This is a genomic window from Serratia sp. JSRIV002, assembly GCF_019968725.1.
Classification (GTDB): domain Bacteria; phylum Pseudomonadota; class Gammaproteobacteria; order Enterobacterales; family Enterobacteriaceae; genus Chania; species Chania fonticola_B.
Genome location: NZ_CP074143.1, coordinates 6,019,095 through 6,039,846, shown reverse-complemented (window position 1 = coordinate 6,039,846; position 20,752 = coordinate 6,019,095). Strand labels below are relative to the sequence as shown.

17 protein-coding genes are annotated in these 20,752 nt (G+C 51.1%); all 17 read right to left on the bottom strand.

Annotated elements, in window-relative coordinates; translation table 11 throughout:
* Positions 1-18 precede the first annotated feature (18 nt).
* The 17 genes from glmS to KGP26_RS28245 all read right to left on the bottom strand — a co-directional run bounded on the left by glmS (position 19) and on the right by KGP26_RS28245 (position 20,636).
* Positions 19-1,848, bottom strand: a complete 1,830-nt coding sequence (gene glmS, locus KGP26_RS28325) for a glutamine--fructose-6-phosphate transaminase (isomerizing) (RefSeq protein ID WP_094982457.1) — start codon at positions 1,846-1,848, stop codon at positions 19-21.
* Between the two features lie 181 nt (positions 1,849-2,029).
* Positions 2,030-3,397: a bifunctional UDP-N-acetylglucosamine diphosphorylase/glucosamine-1-phosphate N-acetyltransferase GlmU gene (gene glmU / locus KGP26_RS28320; RefSeq protein WP_223664856.1), complete on the bottom strand. Its 1,368-nt coding sequence runs from the start codon at positions 3,395-3,397 to the stop codon at positions 2,030-2,032.
* A gap of 294 nt (positions 3,398-3,691) precedes the next feature.
* Positions 3,692-4,111 carry a F0F1 ATP synthase subunit epsilon gene (locus tag KGP26_RS28315; RefSeq protein ID WP_004933814.1) on the bottom strand — a complete coding sequence of 140 codons (420 nt, stop codon included), beginning with the start codon at positions 4,109-4,111 and terminating at the stop codon, positions 3,692-3,694.
* A 20-nt stretch (positions 4,112-4,131) separates the two neighbouring features.
* A complete protein-coding gene (gene atpD, locus KGP26_RS28310) occupies positions 4,132-5,514 on the bottom strand; it encodes a F0F1 ATP synthase subunit beta (RefSeq protein WP_021181425.1) in 1,383 nt (460 codons plus the stop codon).
* A 32-nt stretch (positions 5,515-5,546) separates the two neighbouring features.
* On the bottom strand, positions 5,547-6,410 hold the full coding sequence (gene atpG / locus KGP26_RS28305) for a F0F1 ATP synthase subunit gamma (RefSeq protein WP_059199283.1): 864 nt from the start codon (positions 6,408-6,410) through the stop codon (positions 5,547-5,549).
* Between the two features lie 57 nt (positions 6,411-6,467).
* Positions 6,468-8,009, bottom strand: coding sequence for a F0F1 ATP synthase subunit alpha (gene atpA / locus KGP26_RS28300; protein ID WP_021181427.1), 1,542 nt, complete (start codon positions 8,007-8,009; stop codon positions 6,468-6,470).
* A gap of 12 nt (positions 8,010-8,021) precedes the next feature.
* Complete coding sequence (gene atpH, locus KGP26_RS28295; RefSeq protein WP_024527380.1) at positions 8,022-8,555, bottom strand: F0F1 ATP synthase subunit delta; 534 nt, start codon at positions 8,553-8,555, stop codon at positions 8,022-8,024.
* Positions 8,556-8,569: 14 nt separating this feature from the next.
* Entirely contained in the window at positions 8,570-9,040 is a 471-nt protein-coding gene (gene atpF, locus KGP26_RS28290; RefSeq protein WP_021181429.1) for a F0F1 ATP synthase subunit B, read from the bottom strand.
* Between the two features lie 58 nt (positions 9,041-9,098).
* Positions 9,099-9,338 (bottom strand): F0F1 ATP synthase subunit C, encoded by a 240-nt coding sequence (atpE, locus tag KGP26_RS28285; RefSeq protein ID WP_004393045.1) that lies wholly within the window; start codon positions 9,336-9,338, stop codon positions 9,099-9,101.
* Between the two features lie 49 nt (positions 9,339-9,387).
* Positions 9,388-10,164, bottom strand: coding sequence for a F0F1 ATP synthase subunit A (atpB, locus tag KGP26_RS28280; protein WP_021181430.1), 777 nt, complete (start codon positions 10,162-10,164; stop codon positions 9,388-9,390).
* 21 nt (positions 10,165-10,185) lie between these two features.
* The gene (gene atpI, locus KGP26_RS28275) at positions 10,186-10,569 is read right to left on the bottom strand and encodes a F0F1 ATP synthase subunit I (protein ID WP_021181431.1); all 384 of its coding nucleotides are present in this window, start codon (positions 10,567-10,569) and stop codon (positions 10,186-10,188) included.
* A gap of 636 nt (positions 10,570-11,205) precedes the next feature.
* On the bottom strand, positions 11,206-11,826 hold the full coding sequence (rsmG, locus tag KGP26_RS28270; protein WP_223664855.1) for a 16S rRNA (guanine(527)-N(7))-methyltransferase RsmG: 621 nt from the start codon (positions 11,824-11,826) through the stop codon (positions 11,206-11,208).
* Positions 11,827-11,965: 139 nt separating this feature from the next.
* Positions 11,966-13,855 carry a tRNA uridine-5-carboxymethylaminomethyl(34) synthesis enzyme MnmG gene (mnmG, locus tag KGP26_RS28265; protein WP_223664854.1) on the bottom strand — a complete coding sequence of 630 codons (1,890 nt, stop codon included), beginning with the start codon at positions 13,853-13,855 and terminating at the stop codon, positions 11,966-11,968.
* A 381-nt stretch (positions 13,856-14,236) separates the two neighbouring features.
* On the bottom strand, positions 14,237-14,677 hold the full coding sequence (mioC, locus tag KGP26_RS28260) for an FMN-binding protein MioC (RefSeq protein ID WP_024484681.1): 441 nt from the start codon (positions 14,675-14,677) through the stop codon (positions 14,237-14,239).
* 450 nt (positions 14,678-15,127) lie between these two features.
* Complete coding sequence (locus KGP26_RS28255; RefSeq protein WP_071925985.1) at positions 15,128-16,639, bottom strand: basic amino acid/polyamine antiporter; 1,512 nt, start codon at positions 16,637-16,639, stop codon at positions 15,128-15,130.
* Positions 16,640-16,711: 72 nt separating this feature from the next.
* Positions 16,712-19,084 (bottom strand): Orn/Lys/Arg decarboxylase N-terminal domain-containing protein, encoded by a 2,373-nt coding sequence (locus KGP26_RS28250; RefSeq protein WP_223664853.1) that lies wholly within the window; start codon positions 19,082-19,084, stop codon positions 16,712-16,714.
* 85 nt (positions 19,085-19,169) lie between these two features.
* Positions 19,170-20,636: a basic amino acid/polyamine antiporter gene (locus tag KGP26_RS28245; protein ID WP_059199287.1), complete on the bottom strand. Its 1,467-nt coding sequence runs from the start codon at positions 20,634-20,636 to the stop codon at positions 19,170-19,172.
* Between the last annotated feature and the right edge of the window lie 116 nt (positions 20,637-20,752).

Below are 20,752 nucleotides of genomic sequence, written 5' to 3'. Positions count from 1 at the left end.
TAGCAGGAAGGTTAACGATTATTCCACGGTAACCGACTTCGCCAAGTTACGTGGCTGATCCACATCGGTACCTTTGATCAGGGCGACGTAATAGGACAAAAGCTGCAACGGCACGGTGTAGAAGATCGGTGCGACGATTTCTTCCACGTGCGGCAGTGGGATGATGGTCATCCCTTCGCTGCTGACGAAGCCAGCATCCTGGTCGGCAAACACATATAGCTGGCCACCACGGGCACGCACCTCTTCGATATTGGATTTAAGCTTCTCCAACAGCTCGTTGTTAGGCGCAACCACGATCACTGGCATGTCGGCATCGATTAATGCCAGCGGGCCGTGCTTAAGCTCACCGGCGGCGTACGCCTCGGCGTGGATATAGGAGATCTCTTTAAGCTTCAGCGCCCCTTCCATCGCGATCGGGTATTGATCGCCGCGGCCAAGGAACAAGGCATGATGCTTGTCAGAGAAACCTTCCGCCAGCGCTTCGATGCTCTTGTCCAATGACAGCATCTGCTCGATACGCGCAGGCAACGCTTGCAGACCGTGCACAATGTCATGCTCTACGCTTTCCGCCATGCCTTTCAGGCGGCCCAAACGCGCCACCAGCATCAGCAATACAGCAAGCTGGGTGGTAAAGGCTTTGGTGGAAGCAACGCCGATTTCGGTACCGGCCTTGGTCATCAGCGCCAGATCGGATTCACGCACCAGCGAAGAACCCGCCACGTTGCACACCGCCAGAGAACCCAAATAGCCCAGCTCTTTGGACAGGCGCAGCGCTGCCAGCGTATCAGCCGTCTCACCGGATTGAGACAGGGTGATGATCAGGCTGCCTGGGCGTACCGCTGACTTGCGATAACGGAATTCAGAGGCGATCTCGACGTCACAAGGCACACCGGCCAGCGCCTCGAACCAGTAACGAGCCACCATCCCCGAGTGGTAAGAAGTCCCACAGGCGATGATCTGCACGTGCTGCACTTTTGACAGCAGTTCGTCAGCGTGCGAGCCAAGCTCACTCAGGTCGATCTTGCCATGGCTGAAACGCCCCTCAAGGGTGTTTTTCAGCGCCATTGGCTGCTCAAAAATCTCTTTTTGCATGTAATGACGGTACGCGCCTTTGTCACCGGCGTCGTATTGCACCTGAGATTCGATCTCCGGGCGCTCAATCGCATTACCCTGCTTGTCAAAAATGCTGACGGTGCGGCGGGTCACTTCTACCACGTCGCCTTCTTCCAGGAAGATAAAGCGGCGGGTTACCGGCAGCAGGGCCAGTTGGTCGGAGGCAATGAAGTTTTCGCCTACGCCACGGCCAATCACCAGCGGGCTACCTGAACGGGCAGCCACCAATACGCTCGGATCACGGCTATCCATCACCACGGTGCCATAAGCGCCACGCAACTGCGGGATCACACGCTGAACCACTTCCAGCAGCGTACCGCCCTGCTTCTGTTCCCAATGCACCAGGTGAGCAATCACCTCGGTATCAGTTTCAGAACTGAAGTGATAGCCACGCTCAATCAGTTGTTCGCGCAGCGGTTCGTAGTTTTCGATGATGCCGTTATGCACCACCGCGATGTAATCTGAAACATGAGGATGCGCGTTCGCTTCTGAAGGTTCACCATGCGTCGCCCAACGGGTATGGGCAATCCCGGTACCACCATGCAGATCCTGTTGCTCTGCCGCTTCAGCCAGTTTTTGTACTTTACCGACACGACGTAGACGGCTGACGTTCCCCTCGCTATCCACCACGGCCAGACCCGCTGAATCATAACCACGGTATTCGAGACGACGTAAACCTTCCAACAAGATTTCTGAGATATCACGTTGTGCTACTGCACCTACAATTCCACACATTAGTCGTATTCCTAATTAAGTGCCTTTCAGGGCACTTGCGATGCCTTGACCTGATTTTTGCCGGTTTTACCGTGCTTCCCCGAGCCTGTAGAGAATGGGGTTATTATGTTTTGCTCTGTGCTCTTTAGCGAAAGTACAGAGCAAAACCCCTCTCCCAAAGGAGAGGGAGGTAAAAATATTACTATTTCTTGGTTGGACGCTCCCAGCCTTGAATGTGCACCTGCTTGACCCGGCTCAACACCAGCTCATTATCCGCAATATCACGGGTCACCGTGGTACCGGCAGCGATCGTCACCCCTTTGCCTACGGTGACCGGAGCCACCAACTGAGTGTCCGAACCGACAAACACGCCGTCGCCGATAATGGTTTTGTGCTTGTTGGCACCGTCGTAGTTACAGGTAATGGTACCGGCACCGATATTCACATCGTCGCCAATTTCGGCGTCGCCCAGATAGCTCAGGTGGCCGGCTTTGGAGCCTTTGCCCAGGCGGGCCTTCTTGATTTCCACGAAGTTACCAACGTGGGCACCTTCTGCCAGTTCGGCCCCAGGGCGCAGACGGGCAAATGGGCCAACGGTACAGGCCGCTTCCAGCTGCGCATTTTCCAGCACGCTGTAAGGGCTGATCTCGCAGTCGTCGCCAATCACGCAGTCTCTCAGTACGCAGCCAGCACCGATCTTCACGCGGTTACCCAGCTTGACCATGCCTTCGATAATCACGTTAGCATCGATGGAGATATCACGGCCATGTTCCAGTACGCCACGCAGATCGAAGCGTGCCGGATCCAACAGCATCACGCCAGCCAGCAGCAGCTTCTCCGCCTGCTCGGCCTGATACACGCGTTCAAGCTGCGACAGTTGCAGACGGTTATTCACGCCTTCAACTTCGCTCAGGCGCGCCGGGTGTACCGCCTCAATCTTGTTACCCTCGGCATGCGCCAAGGCAATGATGTCGGTAATATAGAATTCACCCTGCGCGTTATTATTATTCAACTTGCCCAGCCAGCGCTTCAGATCGCGGCCATTGGCCACCAGAATGCCGGTGTTGATCTCATTAATCTGGCGCAGCTCATCGTTGGCATCTTTATGTTCGACAATACCCACCACGGTGCCGTTTTCGCGTACGATGCGGCCATAACCGCTCGGGTCTTGCAGCTTCACTGTCAGCAGGCCGATCCCCCCCTGAGGTTTGGCTGCCAGCAGACGCGTCAGCGTTTCGACGGCGATCAGTGGCACATCGCCATACAGCATCAGCACGTCTTCATCATCGGCAAAATGCGGTGCCGCCTGCTGCATAGCATGGCCAGTTCCCAACTGCTCAGCCTGCAACACCCAGTTTAGTGCATCATTGCGCAGGGTGCTTTTCAGCAGCTCGCCGCCGTGGCCGTAAACCAGATGGACGTTTTTGGCGCCCAGCTTCATGGCGGCATCAATGACGTGCTGCACCATCGGCTTACCCGCCAGCGGATGTAATACCTTGGGAAGGTCGGAATACATGCGTGTTCCCTTGCCCGCGGCGAGGATGACCACGCTTAATGTACTGTTAGACATAAGCAACCTGATAACTCCATTTTGATGGACGAAAGTAAACCCGTTTGCAAACGGAATTACTACATATTTCTCTACACGAATCCGGCGTACCCCCCGTGGCTCTAAGCCTACGATTATCCGGAGTATTCTCATTCAACCGCAAAAGAACTGTCGGCGATCGGCGACGCTTCACGGTGCCGTCAGCGCTAATACAGCACAATGCCTGGCCGGATGAAACGCTTATTTTAAAACAAAAAAAAAGCGACCCACAGGGGCCGCTTTCTTATTTCCACACGCTGCAGGCAACGCGGGAATTTACATCGCTTTTCTGGTGAGCTCGATAACGCGCAGTTTCGCGATCGCTTTCGCCAGTTCAGCAGATGCCTGAGCATAGTCGACATCGCCATGAGAGCTACGGATGTGCTCTTCAGCTTTACGCTTAGCTTCCAGCGCTCTCGCTTCGTCGAGGTCCGTTCCACGGATGGCAGTGTCCGCCAGCACGGTTACCACGCTCGGCTGTACCTCAAGGATACCGCCGGACAGGTAGATGAACTCTTCTTCACCGTGCTGTTTAACAATACGCACCATGCCAGGCTTGATGGCAGTCAGCAGCGGCGCATGGCCAGGGAAGATCCCCAGTTCGCCTTCGCTGCCTGTCACCTGGATCTTCTGCACCAGGCCGGAAAACATCTGTTTTTCCGCGCTGACGACATCCAGATGGTAAGTCATAGCCATATCACCCTCCTCTCAAGGCGTTACAGTTTCTTGGCTTTTTCCACTGCTTCTTCAATGGTGCCAACCATGTAGAACGCCTGCTCCGGCAGGTGGTCATAGTCGCCGTCCATAATGCCTTTGAAACCACGGATGGTGTCTTTCAGCGATACGAACTTGCCCGGAGAACCGGTAAAGACTTCTGCCACGAAGAACGGCTGAGACAGGAAACGTTGGATTTTACGCGCACGGGATACAACCAGCTTGTCGTCTTCTGACAACTCGTCCATACCCAGGATGGCGATGATATCTTTCAGTTCCTGGTAGCGTTGCAGAATAGACTGCACGCCACGCGCTACGTCGTAGTGCTCCTGGCCAACTACCAGCGGATCCAGCTGACGGCTGGTGGAATCCAGCGGGTCAACGGCCGGGTAGATACCCAGAGAAGCGATGTTACGGCTCAGTACCACGGTTGCATCCAAGTGAGCAAAGGTGGTGGCTGGTGATGGGTCAGTCAAGTCATCCGCAGGAACGTAAACAGCCTGCACAGAGGTGATTGAACCGGTCTTGGTAGAGGTGATACGTTCTTGCAGAACACCCATCTCTTCCGCCAGCGTTGGCTGATAACCTACCGCCGATGGCATACGGCCCAGAAGTGCGGACACTTCGGTACCGGCCAGGGTATAACGGTAGATGTTATCGACGAACAGCAGTACGTCACGACCTTCGTCACGGAACTTCTCAGCCATGGTCAAACCGGTCAGCGCAACGCGCAGACGGTTACCAGGTGGCTCGTTCATCTGGCCGTAAACCAGGGAAACTTTGTCCAGTACGTTGGAGTCGGTCATTTCGTGGTAGAAGTCGTTACCCTCACGAGTACGTTCACCCACGCCCGCAAACACAGAATAACCGGAGTGCTCGATCGCGATGTTACGGATCAGCTCCATCATGTTTACGGTTTTACCTACACCAGCACCACCAAACAGGCCGACTTTACCACCCTTGGCGAACGGGCAGATCAGGTCCATTACCTTGATACCGGTTTCCAGCAGATCCTGAGAGTTGGACAGCTCTTCGTAGCTTGGCGCCGGGCGGTGAATAGCCCAACGTTCTTCTTCGCCGATGTCGCCCTTCATGTCGATTGGTTGACCCAATACGTTCATGATGCGGCCCAGGGTAGCTTTACCTACCGGTACTTCAATTGGGTGCTGCAGGTCGGTTACGGCCAGACCACGACGCAGACCGTCTGAGGTCCCCATTGCGATACAGCGAACCACGCCGCCACCCAGCTGTTGCTGAACTTCCAGCACCAATTTCTCGGAGCCGTTTGCGACCTCAAGAGCGTCGTACACTTTTGGTACGGCATCCTGAGGGAACTCGACGTCCACCACGGCGCCGATTACCTGGATAATCTTTCCAGTAGCCATCTTGAATCCTCTACGTAATTCGTAAACCTAGCTTAAACCGCGGAGGCTCCCGAAACGATCTCGGTGAGTTCCTGAGTGATGCTGGCCTGACGCGCCTTGTTGTATACCAACTGCAGCTCTTTGATCAGGCTACCGCCGTTATCGGTTGCGGCTTTCATCGCGACCATTCGTGCGGCCTGCTCGCTGGCCAGGTTTTCCACGACGCCCTGATAAACTTGCGATTCCACATAACGGCGCAGCAAGGTATCAAGCAGCACTTTTGGATCGGGTTCATACAGGTAATCCCAGGATTTTTTCTTCAGTTCACTGTCATCAGAAGGTGGCAATGGCAGAAGTTGCAGTAACTGCGGTTCCTGGGACATCGTATTAACAAATTTGTTGCTGACAACGTACAGCTTGTCTAAACGACCTTCGTCGTAGGCTTGCAGCATCACTTTCACTGGACCGATCAGATCCGACAGGGAAGGGTTATCCCCCATGCCGGTCACCTGGGCAACCACGTTGCCGCCCACGGAACCAAAGAAAGAGGCCGCTTTTGAGCCAATCAGCGCTAAATCAGCTTCAACGCCTTTTTCAGACCAGCGTTTCATCTCTGCCAACAGCTTCTTGAACAGGTTGATGTTCAAGCCGCCACAGAGACCACGGTCAGTAGACACCACCAGATACCCGACGCGCTTAACGTCACGCTCATCCAGGTACGGGTGCTTATATTCCAGATTCCCTAAAGCCAGGTGACCAATCACCTCGCGCATGGTCTCTGCATAAGGACGGCTGGCCGCCATGCGTTCCTGCGATTTACGCATTTTGGAGGCGGCGACCATTTCCATCGCTTTAGTGATCTTCTGCGTGTTTTGCACGCTGGCGATCTTACTACGTATCTCTTTTGCGCCGGCCATCTCTGCTTCTCCTCATTGCCAGCGGCCTGCCGTCTTGCAACGTCAGGCCGCTATGCGTTACCAGGACTGGGTTGCCTTGAAGGTATCGAGGATGCCTTTCAGCTTGCCTTCGATCTCATCGTTATAAGCACCAGTTTGGTTGATGTGGTTCAGCAGTTCGGCATGCTCGCGGTCCGCAAAAGCAACCAGAGCGGCTTCGAAGCTGACAACTTTCGCCACTTCTACGTCGTTCAGGTAGCCACGCTCGGCGGCAAACAGCACCAGAGACTGTTGTGCGACGGACATCGGCGCATACTGTTTCTGTTTCAGCAGCTCGGTCACTTTCTGACCGTGGCTCAGCTGTTTACGCGTTGCATCGTCCAGATCGGAAGCGAACTGAGAGAACGCAGCCAGTTCACGATACTGTGCCAGAGCGGTACGAATACCACCGGACAGTTTTTTCATGATCTTGGTCTGTGCTGCACCACCCACACGGGATACGGAAATACCCGGGTTAACCGCCGGACGAATACCGGAGTTAAACAGGTTGGATTCCAGGAAGATCTGACCATCGGTAATCGAGATTACGTTGGTCGGAACGAACGCGGAAACGTCACCCGCCTGGGTTTCAATGATCGGCAGAGCGGTCAGTGAACCGGTTTGGCCTTTGACTTCACCTTTGGTGAAGGCTTCAACGTAGTCGGCGTTAACACGCGCAGCACGCTCCAGCAAACGGGAGTGGAGGTAGAATACGTCGCCTGGGTAAGCTTCACGACCTGGTGGACGGCGAAGCAGCAGGGAGATCTGACGGTAAGCAACGGCCTGTTTGGACAGGTCATCGTATACGATCAGCGCATCTTCACCACGGTCACGGAAGTATTCACCCATTGCGCAACCGGCATATGGTGCCAGGTATTGCAGTGCAGCGGATTCTGACGCGGTAGCCACAACCACGATGGTGTTGGCCAGTGCGCCGTGCTCTTCCAGCTTGCGCACCACGTTAGCGATGGTGGACGCTTTCTGGCCGATAGCCACGTAAACGCATTTGATACCGGAATCGCGCTGGTTGATGATCGCATCGATCGCCAGGGCGGTTTTACCGGTTTGACGGTCGCCGATCACCAGCTCACGCTGGCCACGACCGATTGGGATCATGGCGTCGACCGATTTGTAGCCGGTCTGTACAGGCTGATCAACAGACTGACGTTCGATAACGCCAGGTGCGATAGTTTCAACCGGAGAGAAACCGTCGTTGTCAACCGGGCCTTTACCGTCGATAGGTGCGCCCAGGGTGTTGACTACGCGGCCCAGCAGGCCACGGCCAACCGGAACTTCCAGAATACGGCCGGTACATTTTACCTTCATGCCTTCGGCCAGATCCGAATACGGACCCATTACCACGGCACCTACAGAGTCACGCTCCAGGTTCAATGCAATTGCGTAACGGTTGCCTGGCAGTGCGATCATTTCGCCCTGCATAACCTCGGCCAAACCGTGTACGCGGATGATCCCGTCGCTGACGGAAACGATGGTACCTTCATTGTGAGCTTCGCTCACTACATTGAACTGAGCAATGCGCTGCTTGATCAGTTCGCTGATTTCGGTGGAATTCAGTTGCATGCTCCAGTCCCCTTAAGACTGCAAGACGTCTGCCAGGCGCTCGAGACGGCCACGTACGCTGCCATCGATCACCAGATCACCAGCACGGATAATGACACCGGCCAGTACAGACTTGTCAATTTTGCAATTCAGCTTAACTTTGCGTGACAGACGTTTTTCCATCGCAGCGATAATCTTGGCTTGCTGTGTGTCGTTCAGTGCGCTCGATGAGAGCACCTCGACTTCGACGGTGGATTCCAACGCGGCGCGCAGTTCGATGAACTGTTGCAGCACCGCAGGAAGGACCAGTAAACGCCCATTTTCGGCCATTACACGGATAAAGTTCTGGCCATGTTCGTCGAGCTCATCGCCACAAACCGCAATAAACGTGTTGGACAAGGTTTCTGGTGCTACCGCACCGGAAAGCAGTTCCGCCATCTGTTCATTACGCGTGACAACAGCAGTAAACGCCAGCATTTGCTGCCAGCGTTCTACGCTTTGGTTCTCAACGGCAAAGTCAAAAGCTGCTTTGGCGTAGGGGCGAGCTACGGTGATAAATTCAGACATCAGCCCCTCCCTCCTTACAGTTCAGCGACCAGTTTATCAACGATGTCGCTGTTAGCAGCTTCATCCACGGAACGTTCGATGATCTTCTCGGCACCGGCAATTGCCAGCATCGCGACTTGCTTACGCAACTCTTCACGAGCGCGCTTACGTTCGGCTTCGATCTCAGCCTGAGCCTGCGCCACGATTTTGTTACGTTCCTGCTCGGCTTCTGCTTTCGCTTCGTCCACGATCTGAGCTTTGCGTTTGTTTGCTTGCTCAATAATCGCCTGGGCTTCCGCTTTGGCAGTTTTCAGCTGGTCGGTCGCATGGGCTTGCGCTAAGTCCAAATCTTTTTTGCCACGTTCTGCGGAAGCGAGGCCATCAGCAATTTCTTTCTGACGCTTCTCGATGGCAGCCATAATTGGCGGCCATACATACTTCATGCAGAACCAGACAAACAGGATGAACGCGATAGCCTGGCCGAGGATTGTTGCGTTAAGATTCACAGCACAATGCCTCTTTAAAAGTTAATAATGTGGTTTCTTTGTAGAGTGTGAACCCTACTTACGCGACAGCAAACATCACGTACAAACCCAGACCAACAGCGATCATCGGGATGGCGTCAACCAGGCCCATAACGATAAAGAACTGTGTACGCAACAGCGGGATCAGATCAGGTTGACGTGCAGCGCCTTCCAAGAATTTACCACCCAGGATGCCGATACCGATCGCAGCACCGATTGCCGCTAACCCCATCATAATAGCGGCAGCCATGTACAGCAGATCCATATTCAGGTTTTCCATGACAGTCTCCAGTTTGTTTCAGTTTAATAGTGCAAGTGTTTTAAGAAAATCAGTGCTCTTCAGACGCCATCGACAGATAGACAATCGTCAGAACCATGAAAATAAAGGCTTGAAGCGTAATGATCAGGATGTGGAAGATTGCCCAAGGCAAACTCAGCATCCACTGTGACCACCACGGCAACAGACCAGCAATCAGGATGAAGATCAACTCACCCGCATACATGTTGCCGAACAGTCGCAGACCCAGTGAAACAGGTTTGGACAGCAGGCTGACACCTTCAAGGATCAGGTTAATGGGAATAAATACCGGGTGGTTGAACGGCTGCATGGTTAACTCTTTGACGAACCCACCAATGCCTTTCATTTTAATGCTATAGAACAGGATCAGGACAAATACGGCCAACGCCATCGACAGCGTGATGTTCACGTCGGCGGTAGGGACGACACGCAGTGCCGGCAGACCAAGCTGGGTTCCGATATAAGGCAGGAAGTCAACCGGGATGAGGTCCATCAGGTTCATCAGGAATACCCAGACGAACACCGTCAGCGCCAACGGAGCAATCACCTTGCTCTTGCCGTGATACATATCCTTGACGCTGTTATCGACAAAGCCAACGATCAGCTCAACGGCGGTTTGCAGCTTGCCGGGAACGCCACTGGTGGCGTTTTTGGCTACCTTGCGGAAAATAGCCAGAAAAACCACCCCGAGGACGACGGAGAAAAACATCGAGTCGAGGTTAATCGACCAAAAACCAGTCCCGACCTGAAGCTGCGTCAGGTGGTGACCGATATACTCCTGTGGACTGTTGAATCCCTCTGCAGACATGATGCCTCTACCCTTATTTAGTTAATTTCGGTAACTGTTAATCACGGCGGGTGCCACTATCTGCACCACTAACACCGCTAAATAGGTCAGGCCAAGCGGTACAAACGCCACTTTGAACACCCCAAGCGCCACGATCAGCAAAACGATGGTGATCACGACCTTTAGCCCTTCACCAATGGCGAACGACCAGGCAACCCGTCCGGGTGCCGGCGTCTGTGCCTGGTGACGCAAGGCAAACAGCATAAACATGGCATTGGGTAACCAGGCAGCCAGGCCACCTGCCAGTGCCGAACCGCTCCACTCCAGACTTTTCAGGCCGAAGGCAGCGCTGATCAAAACAAAAGTCATTAACTGCAGCAACAGCAACTTACGTGCAACTTTTCCGCTGTACAGGGACACAGACATGACGTTTGTTCTCTCCGTACCCCTGAGGGGGTATGCCGACGTATAAAACTGCCTTTGCGGTTCTGAGTCAAGCAGCAAAAAACGTGCAAATTATACGGGCCACTCCAACGAATTCAATCGATAAGTAGCGAAAAGGTGAACAATTATTTAAATTTCCCCTTTTCGGGCTCTTTTCACAAGAAAATGGCCGGAATAATCGCTCGCATTTATTTGTCTGACTATTCCACGGTTGCGGTAAGAAACGTGCAACCGATCACAATACTGACTATTAATGAGTTATAGCCCAGGTTCACGACCGAGGTCTTTAGCTTTTTGGGCGATCAAAAAATATTATAAATCAAATCATTACAACGTAACCATTCAAAAACAATCCTTATACCCCGTAAAAACCTTTTATTGACATTCACAGGAATAATAAAGCAACACTCAATTAACACTGACAGCAAATCGGAATCTTTCACACATTGTTGCTAACGTGACTATCACCCACTGGAATGATGCATTTTTGACACAACAATGTTAATCAAAGGTAAATAAGCTAAGGGGAGAACCTATATGATTAGCCTGCTTGCTATTTATCTTCTATACCCTACACCAATCGCTGATTATTTGATGCTAAACAATTCTGATTTGGCTTTAGTGAGCTTTCAGGACGATCAAATGGCGCTCGCCCTCCAGCTCCGGCACCTGCAAACGCACCACCGACTCCAAAGCAATCCCTTCTGGCAACTGAGCCAACTCGTCTTGCGGGCAAACCCCTTTCAGCGCATAAAAACGCCCCTGCCCTTTGGCTGGCAGATGGTGACACCAGACCAACATGTCTTGCAGTGAAGCAAAAGCACGGCTGATCACGCCATCAAACGGCGGTTCTGCCACAAACTCTTCTACACGGCTCTGTACCGGCTCGATATTGTTCAACCCCAGCTCATGCTGAACCTGCCGCAGGAAGCGTACGCGCTTGCCCAGGCTGTCTAACAGGGTGAAATGCGCATCGGGCCGCACTATTGCCAAAGGAATGCCAGGCAAACCAGGGCCGGTGCCAACGTCGATAAAGCGTGAACCTGTCAGATGGGCATTCACCACGATGCTGTCCATGATATGACGCACCAGCATTTGCTGCGGATCGCGAACGGAAGTGAGGTTGTAAGCCTTGTTCCACTTGTCGAGCATAGCGACATAGCCCAACAATTGCTGTTTTTGTTGATCGGGAAGCGAAATTCCAGCCGCCGAAAGCAACGAATCCAATTTTTTTTGCACAACAGAGTCCTCTGACAGGCGTGGAACAGCAGGCCAATCTGCAACTGCTCTCTTAGGCAGTCTATGATAATTCAGGCTTGAGGTGATGTCAGCGGCCGTTTGCTCAGCAGATAGGCAAACGGCCACTCGGTGAGCGTATTTATGCGCTGCGGCGCAGTAAGCCCTGCTTTTTCAGCCAGATCAGCAAAATGGAGATCGCTGCTGGGGTGATACCGGAAATGCGCGAAGCCTGGCCGATCGAGTTAGGTTTGTGATCGTTCAATTTGGCGATCACCTCATTGGACAATCCGGAGACCTGACGATAATCGAGATCAAGCGGCAGCACGGTGTTCTCGTTGCGCTGCTGCTTGTCGATCTCATCTTGCTGGCGAGCGATGTAGCCTTCGTATTTCACCTGAATTTCCACTTGCTCAGCGGCTTCGGTGTCTGCCAGTGCAGGAGCAAAAGCAGCTACTGCGGTCAGTTGGCCATAATCCATTTCCGGGCGGCGCAGCAATTCTTCGCCGTTGGCTTCGCGTGACAAAGGCGCTTTCAGCAGGACGTTAACCTGTTCGACGTTCTCTGAATGCGGGTGCACCCAGATATCACGCAGACGCTGGCGTTCCTGTTCGATGTGCTCAAGCTTTTCGCAGTAGCGCTGCCAGCGTTCATCGTCAACCAGCCCCAGCTCTCGGCCTTTTTCCGTCAGGCGCAGATCGGCGTTGTCTTCACGCAACATCAGACGGTATTCGGCACGTGAGGTAAACATGCGGTACGGCTCTTTGGTGCCCAGAGTACTGAGATCGTCTACCAGTACCCCCAGGTAAGCCTGATCGCGGCGTGGTGACCAGCCTTCGTCTTCAACGGCATAACGCCCGGCGTTCAACCCGGCCAACAGGCCTTGTGCAGCAGCTTCTTCGTAACCGGTGGTGCCGTTGATCTGGCCTGCGAAGAACAGCCCTTGAATAAATTTGCTTTCCAACGTCGGCTTCAGATCGCGTGGATCGAAGAAATCGTACTCGATGGCATAACCAGGGCGAACGATGCGGGCATTTTGCATCCCTTCCATCGAACGTACGATTTGCATCTGAACGTCAAACGGCAAACTGGTGGAAATCCCATTCGGGTAGATCTCGTTGCAGGTTAACCCTTCAGGTTCCAGGAAGATCTGGTGCGCATTACGATCGGCAAAGCGCATCACTTTGTCTTCGATCGATGGGCAGTAGCGTGGGCCGATCCCTTCGATGATCCCGGCATACATCGGGCTACGATCGAGGTTATTGCGGATCACGTCATGCGTTTTTTCATTGGTGTGCGTGATGTAGCACGGCACCTGTTGCGGATGCTGGCTGGCGTTGCCCAGGAAAGAAAACACTGGGATTGGCGTATCGCCATGCTGCTCAGCCAGAACGCTGAAGTCTATGGTGCGTGCATCGATACGGGGAGGTGTACCCGTTTTCAGGCGATTGACATGCAGAGGCAGTTCACGCAGACGCTGTGACAAAGAGATCGACGGAGGATCCCCGGCACGGCCACCGCTGTAGTTTTCCAGGCCGATGTGGATCTTGCCATCCAGGAAGGTGCCCACGGTCAGTACTACCGCTTTGGCACGGAATTTCAGCCCCATCTGGGTCACCGCACCCACCACGCGATCGTTCTCGACGATCAGATCCTCAACCGGTTGTTGGAAGATCATCAGGTTTGGCTGGTTCTCCAATGCGGTACGAACGGCTTGGCGATACAGGACGCGATCTGCCTGAGCTCGAGTGGCTCGCACTGCCGGGCCTTTGCTGGCGTTTAGTATCCTAAACTGAATGCCTGCATGGTCGATCGCCTTGGCCATCAGCCCGCCGAGTGCGTCGATTTCCTTGACCAGATGCCCTTTCCCGATACCACCGATCGCCGGATTACAGGACATTTGTCCCAGCGTGTCGATATTGTGGGTCAGTAATAAAGTCTGACGTCCCATACGTGCCGCAGCCATGGCGGCTTCGGTTCCGGCATGGCCACCACCGATGATAATGACGTCAAATTGCTCTGGATAAAACATGGAACAGCACCTCGGAGTACTTGCGAACGATCGTTGTTTGCCCTGGGGGGAGGATTCTACTCAAGTTTAGTCGATCGACCAAGCGGTCAGGATCTTAGGTAATTAAAAGAAGATCTTTTTTATTTAAAGATCTCTTTATTAGATCTCTTATTAGGATCGCGATCCTCTGTGGATAAGTGATTATTCCACATAAAGATCAGCCGATTAAGCAGGATCGTTTGCTGTGAATGATCGGTGATCCTGGCCAGTATAAGCTGAGATCTAAATGGCATGTTATCCACAGGACAGAAAGCGTACGACGGTTGTTATTGGGATAACTACCGGTTATACCCTGCTTTCAAGCCTAGTTATACACAATCGTTCGCGCGATCTTTAACCGAATTAGAGTAAAATAATCCAATTCTTCAGCCATTCTTCGGCAGGATCCTCGGGAATTTCATGTTGGGTCACGTCGATCTCGAGACGATCGCCGATCCTTTTCGCTCCACGAGCCTGGAAAAGATCGTCGATCTGTTTGATCGCACCACAGAAGGTATCGTACTCAGAACTGCCCAAACCGACGGCACCAAACTGCACCTGAGATAAATCAGGCTGCTGCTCTGCCAGTTGTTCCAGCAGCGGCTGCAAGTTATCTGGTAAATCACCGGCACCGTGAGTGGAGGAAACCACCAGCCAGCGGCCTGACAGCGTCAATTCATCCAATTCAGGGCCATGCAGCATTTCTGTTGAGAAACCTGCTTCTTCGAGTTTCTCGGCCAAATGTTCAGCCACGTATTCTGCGCTGCCAAGCGTGCTGCCACTGATCAGAGTGATGTCTGCCATGAATGAATGATCCCAACCTTAAACTCAAGAGGCCGTATTGTACTCTGTGAATCAGCTGGGATCTACCTGTGGATAATATGGGTATAACGATCGAGGGAATCTGGATCCACCCACAACATCTACGGTTCATCAGACACAATTATGGTGCTATTTTTTCATAATTGATTGATTTAACTAGCTAGAAATTCTGTTGGCGGGGGCTGAAGCCATCTTGCCAACCTTGCCGTGGTGGTTGCTATGTGAGGATAAGTTTTATTTTTCAGCTGGTGGATAAGACAGAGGGGGGCGCGAAAGCCCTGTGCATGAGCGCAGAAGCAGGCTGGCAGTATGATGACATGATCAGCCGCGGCTATGGTTAACCCTGTCACCCATTCCTTCATCAAACCCTAAGGTCTTCAAATCGCAGCTTTGCTCCCCTAGCTTCTCCCGGGCTAGGGGGCAAAAGATCGGTTATAGCGTGATGCGCCCCATCATTAGCAACCAGATGACGATGGCATCAAGCAGCAACAGGATAGCCAGATAAAAAATTTCTTTATTCTGGAACAGCGGCTGATTGTCACCCTTCTCTTTACGAGACCATATGAACACCGGTAGCCCGCAGGTAAGCAGAATGGGGACCAGTGCTACATATTGGATTTGGCTGGCATAAAGGATAAACAGGCAGAATATGACGCCAAGAATGCCGCTGACAAGGGCAAATTTACGCCCCTTTTTGGCATACTGATCATACTCTCGATTGAGGCAAATTTTCGCCATATACAAGGTCGTGGTGATGTATGCAGGCACCACCATCAACGCACTAATGTTGTACATCGTGTTCCAGGCGTCATTAGAAAAATAGACTAATAACATCGCGGCCTGCATCACAAAACTGCTGACCCAAAGGGAAACATTGGCGGCCTGTTTGCTATTGGTGCGCGCAAAAGCCCGTGGGAAAGCGCCTTTTTGCCCGGCAACCATGGGAATTTCGGCGCAGAGCATCGTCCAGGCTAGCCAGCCTGCCAGTACGGAAATAATCAATCCTACGTTCATTAGCCAACCACCCCAGTGACCGACTACTTTCGCCAGGACGCCTGCGGTTGATGGATTACTGACTTGAGAAAGTTCAGCCTGTGGCATAACGCCAAACGGCAATATTGACATCAGTATGTAGATGATAAGCGCCAACAAAAAACCCAGTAGCGTGGCCTTACCGACATCTTTCTTGTTTTTGGCGCGTCCTGAAAGAACGACGGCGCCCTCTACGCCAATAAATGCCCATAGTGTTACCGTCATTGGGGCCAGAATTTGCGACATCAGTGATACGGGTTTAGCGTGGTTGCCGACCCCTTCAACGATTTGTGGTGCCGTTCCCCAAAAGTTGCTAAACAGCTGAGAATAGTTGATTAAGAAGCCCAGTATGACAACAAACAGCACCAGTGGTACAAGTTTGGCGATGGTACCGAGAGTGTTCACAAAACCTGCAACTTTTGTCCCGGACAAGACCAGGAAGTTGTAACCCCAAATCAAAACCGAACCGCAGATAATTGAATTGAGGTTATTCCCATCGGTGAATACACCGGGGAAAAACTGGTTTAACGCATCCATCAAGATTACGGCGAAGGCGACGTTGCCAAAGGCAGTCATCAGCCAGTATCCCCAGGCGACGTTGAAAGCAATAAATGAGCCGAAGCCCTCCTGGGCGTACATATAGACGCCCGCCTGTAGGTCTGGGCGCAGGTCGGACAATAGGCGAAACGAGTTAGCGATAAAGTAGATACCAATACCTGCGATAAGCCACGCGATAATGATCGGCCCTACTGCCGAGGTAGCTGCTGTGTTTTGGGGCAGGCTAAATACCCCACCGCCCAGCATAGAACCTACAACAATGGCGATTAATGCAATTAGCCCGAGCTTGTGCTCGCCGTCCGTCTTTGCTGCGTCAGTAGCACTTGTTGCTGATGTTGAAGATTGATTTGACATAAATAAAACCCTTGCATCGGAATAGACATCACCCCGGCCCTGGCGGGTCGGAGTGATGAGATAACCAGCTGATTATTGACGACCTTTTTTAATTGTTGGAGACACCCGGCGTTTGAAACGGAGCTGTTCCGGCCGCTTTACGGCTTCGCGTTCATCTTCAATGATGGCTCTTACCCAAAAATCACCATTTTCATCAACGTTGATACCCTGGATCTCATGTTCAAAACCTGGGAAGTGCTTATCAAACTCCTGTAAAGCACGCAGATAGCCCATAATGCCTTTGTCGCCCACTGGCAGACGTTCACCCGGCATTAAGACTGGGATACCTGGTGGGTAAGGAACCAACATGCTGGCGGCAATACGGCCAGAAAAATCATCCAGGCGGATGTGTTCCGCCTTATAGCGCAGCACTTTCTGATAGGCCGCAGACGGAGTCATCACCGGTTCAGGGTCGGTATTAACCGCTTCATTAATGTGGTTCATCAGATCCAGTTCGCGCATTTTTTCATGCATCTGCTGGCAGAGTTGTTTCAGGGTCAAGTTATCGTAATGCGGTGATAGACCTTTCAAAGATGTAATAGCATCAACGGCAAGCGCATCGGAGTCATAGAGTTTTTTAAAGGTCAGCAGGCTTTCAATTAACGTGCCCCATTTTCCTTTGGTGATACCTACAGAAAACAGAATGAGGATCGTGTAATCGCCGGTGCGGGCAATTTCAATCCTTTTGTCATCGAGGAATTTGGTAATCAAATAGCCAGGTATACCCTGTTCTTGATAACTACCGTCCAGATTAATGCCTGGGCAGGTAATGGTGACTTTTACCGGATCAAGCATGCTATTGGTATCAATCAGATCTTCATCGTGAAAGCCGTGCCAGCTATCGCCCGCACACAATTCCCAACATTCAGGACCCTGGTTGAGTAGCTCAAGCGGAGCCTCTTCAAAGCTGTACTGTTTACCCGTTGCCTTATCATTAACCTCCGCCGGCTGTAGAACGTCAAAAAACCAGGCTGATTCGCCCTCTTGTTCACGAATCTGGCGTTTAACGGAAACGACGGCTTTTCGGAACGCAATCGCTTCATCGATCGACTCCTGTACCAAGGAACGACCGGAATCTCCCTGCATCATACTTACCGCTACATCAATTGAAGCAATGATTGGGTAAAAGGGAGATGTGGTGCCGTGCATCATGAAGGAATCGTTAAAATCATCAAAATCCAGCGGCGCGCGGTGGCTTTTTTTCACATGGATCATTGAGGCCATTGATAGAGAAGGCAGCATTTTATGGGTCGACTGCACGGCAAAAATGGTCGGACGATCGGGAGTGTCTTCAACGTCCATGGCGAAACGGTTCTTATACATCGGATGGAAACGGGCATATGCATACCAGGCTTCGTCAAAATGAATACGTGGTACGCTGGCTCCCAGATATTTCACCACGTCATTAACGTTGTAACAGAAACCATCATAGGTACAGTTAGTGACAACCGCATAAGTAGGCGAGGTGTCTACCGCATCTGAAGTCAGCGGGCTTTTGGCGATCAACTCATCAATACTTTCTTTTTTCAGGCGTTGAGTCGGTATTGGGCCAATCAGCCCATAGGCATTACGCGTGGGCTTAAGATAAACTGGACGTGCCTGGGAAAGGGTAAGACCATGATTTAGCGATTTATGGCAGTTACGGTCGACAATGGCAATTTCATCCGCTGCGACCGCCCCTTGAGCCACGATACGATTGGAGCCGGATGAGCCGGAAACGCCATAGAACGTCCAATCAGCGCCAAAAAGCTCTGCGGCGATGTCTTCTGATTTTTTGGACGGCCCAGCATGAATGAGGTAATCCCCCATTTCAGCGGTAGCGACCCCGATATCGGCCCGCATCATGTTTTCGCCGAAGAAGTTGATAAATTCGGTACCGACAGGATGCTTTAAATAGGCCATGCCGCCCATATGCCCTGGGCAGTCCCAGTAATAGTCGCCGTCTTCGGTAAAGTTTTTTAGCGTTTTAAAGTAAGGCGGCAGCAGGTTTTCAGCATATCGGTGAATAAGCGTATAAATACGGTTGGCAGTGAAGGTCGGGGTTTCAGAAAATAAATAAATATACTCATTTATCTCTTTGAGTATAGCAAGGGGCACCCCGTCAGTGACATTATCTTCAGATAATAAGAAAAGAGGCGCAGTGGCATTTCGCTTACGGAAAACATCAATGAACTCCTGACATTCAATACCTGTTTCAGGATTGCTTGAGTCCCAGCAGATCCCTACCGCACTGTATTTTTGGCTTTCATTAACAACCTTCACTGCATCGCTAATTTGATCCACAATGAAGGTGGTAAACCCTCTGGCTTTAACCGCCGCGTTGAGCTCTTCGAGAGCTTGTATCGCGGGATTATTTTGTTTTAATCCTCGAGAGGATACAAACAAAATATTGTGATTAAACTTCATGATTAATTACCTTTTTTGAATGAATAAATGAGTGGCCACCGATTAATAGGCGACAAAACATGACGTCTGAACAACAAAAATTGGGTTATAGCTTTATCGTACCATTCATAAAGAGAAATCCTGTAAATGCATCAAGAGCGATTAATGATAAGAAAATTTTCATTTCATTACCCTTAAATATTTTTTTTATTCCTCCATCATGGATACGTGCCCAAAAGAATAACGGTAATCCCAGAGTTAAAAGCATTGGCACCATGGCAAGATATTTCGGCTCGCTGGCGTAAAACATAAACAAGCAAAATAACAGCCCTATGACACCACTGATTAGTGCACTGATACGACCATTACGAACATAATTATTATATTCACCATTGATACATAACTTGCATAAGTAAGCGGTGGACAGCAGATAGACGGGTAAAACTGTCAAGGCTGAAATCGAGAGCATGGCTATCCAGGCGTTACTTGAAAAGTAAACCATCAAAACCACAAGCTGCATTAAAGCGCTGCTGACCCATAGTGAAACCGATGCCGCTCCTTGATGGTTTCGTCTGGCAAATTTTTCTGGGAAAGCTGCATTTTGGGCCGCAACCATAGGGATTTCTGCACAAATCATGGTCCAGGCTAACCAACTGGTTAACACCGAGATCAGCACACCAATATTAATCAGTCTTTCGCCCCACTCGCCGACAACAATCTTCAGGATCCCTGCCGTTGATGGCGTGGCGATCACGCTCAGTTGTTTTTGAGTCAAGACCCCGAAAGGCAGGATAGAAATCAAGATACATATGATAAGTGAAATGATAAAACCAATTAAGGTTGCCCTGCCGACATCTTTTTTGTTTTTTACTCTTCCAGACAACGCAACGGCACCTTCAACACCAATAAAACACCATAGAGCAACATCAAGTGGCGACTTTATCTGGGAGAATACCGAGCCTAGATACTCCTTAGGAAATAAAGGATTGTTTGCCCAGATGTTACTGGTGAGTTCGTTAACGTTAAGGAAATAAACCAGAACGAATACAAATATCACTAGAGGTATTAATTTTGCTAACGTCCCTATAATATTTACCGCACCAGCCAGTCTTGTGCCAGACAACACTAAAAAATTGAATCCCCAGATGAGAATTGATATGCCAATAATTGAAGGAATATTATTCCCGCCGCTAAAACCTCCCGGGATAAAATAATTCAGCGTATCCATCACCATGATACCAAAGGCGACGTTGCTGAAAATAGTCATCAGCCAATAGCCCCATACGACAATAAATGCACAGAAGGTACCAAAGCCTTCCTGAGCATACATGTAGATGCCAGCCTGTAGGTCTGGCCTAATATCCGAAAGAATAATAAATGTACGAGAAATGAAAAACATTCCGAAACCGCAGATTAGCCAGGCTATAGTCACAGAACCTACTGCTGAACTGGCGGACATATTCTGTGGTAGCCCATCAACGCCGCTGCCAATCATCGAACTGACGACGATAGCAACTAATGCCAAAAGACCTAATTTTTGATTGCTATCTTTTCCTGCTATGCCTGTAGGCATAATTTATCTTCCTCTTATAAAAAATAACGGTATAGATTGTTATTTTTTTAGCGTAAATCCTTTTTCCTTTTAAGGTAGAATTCCCGAAATTGATGCTGAGAGTACTAACTAATTTT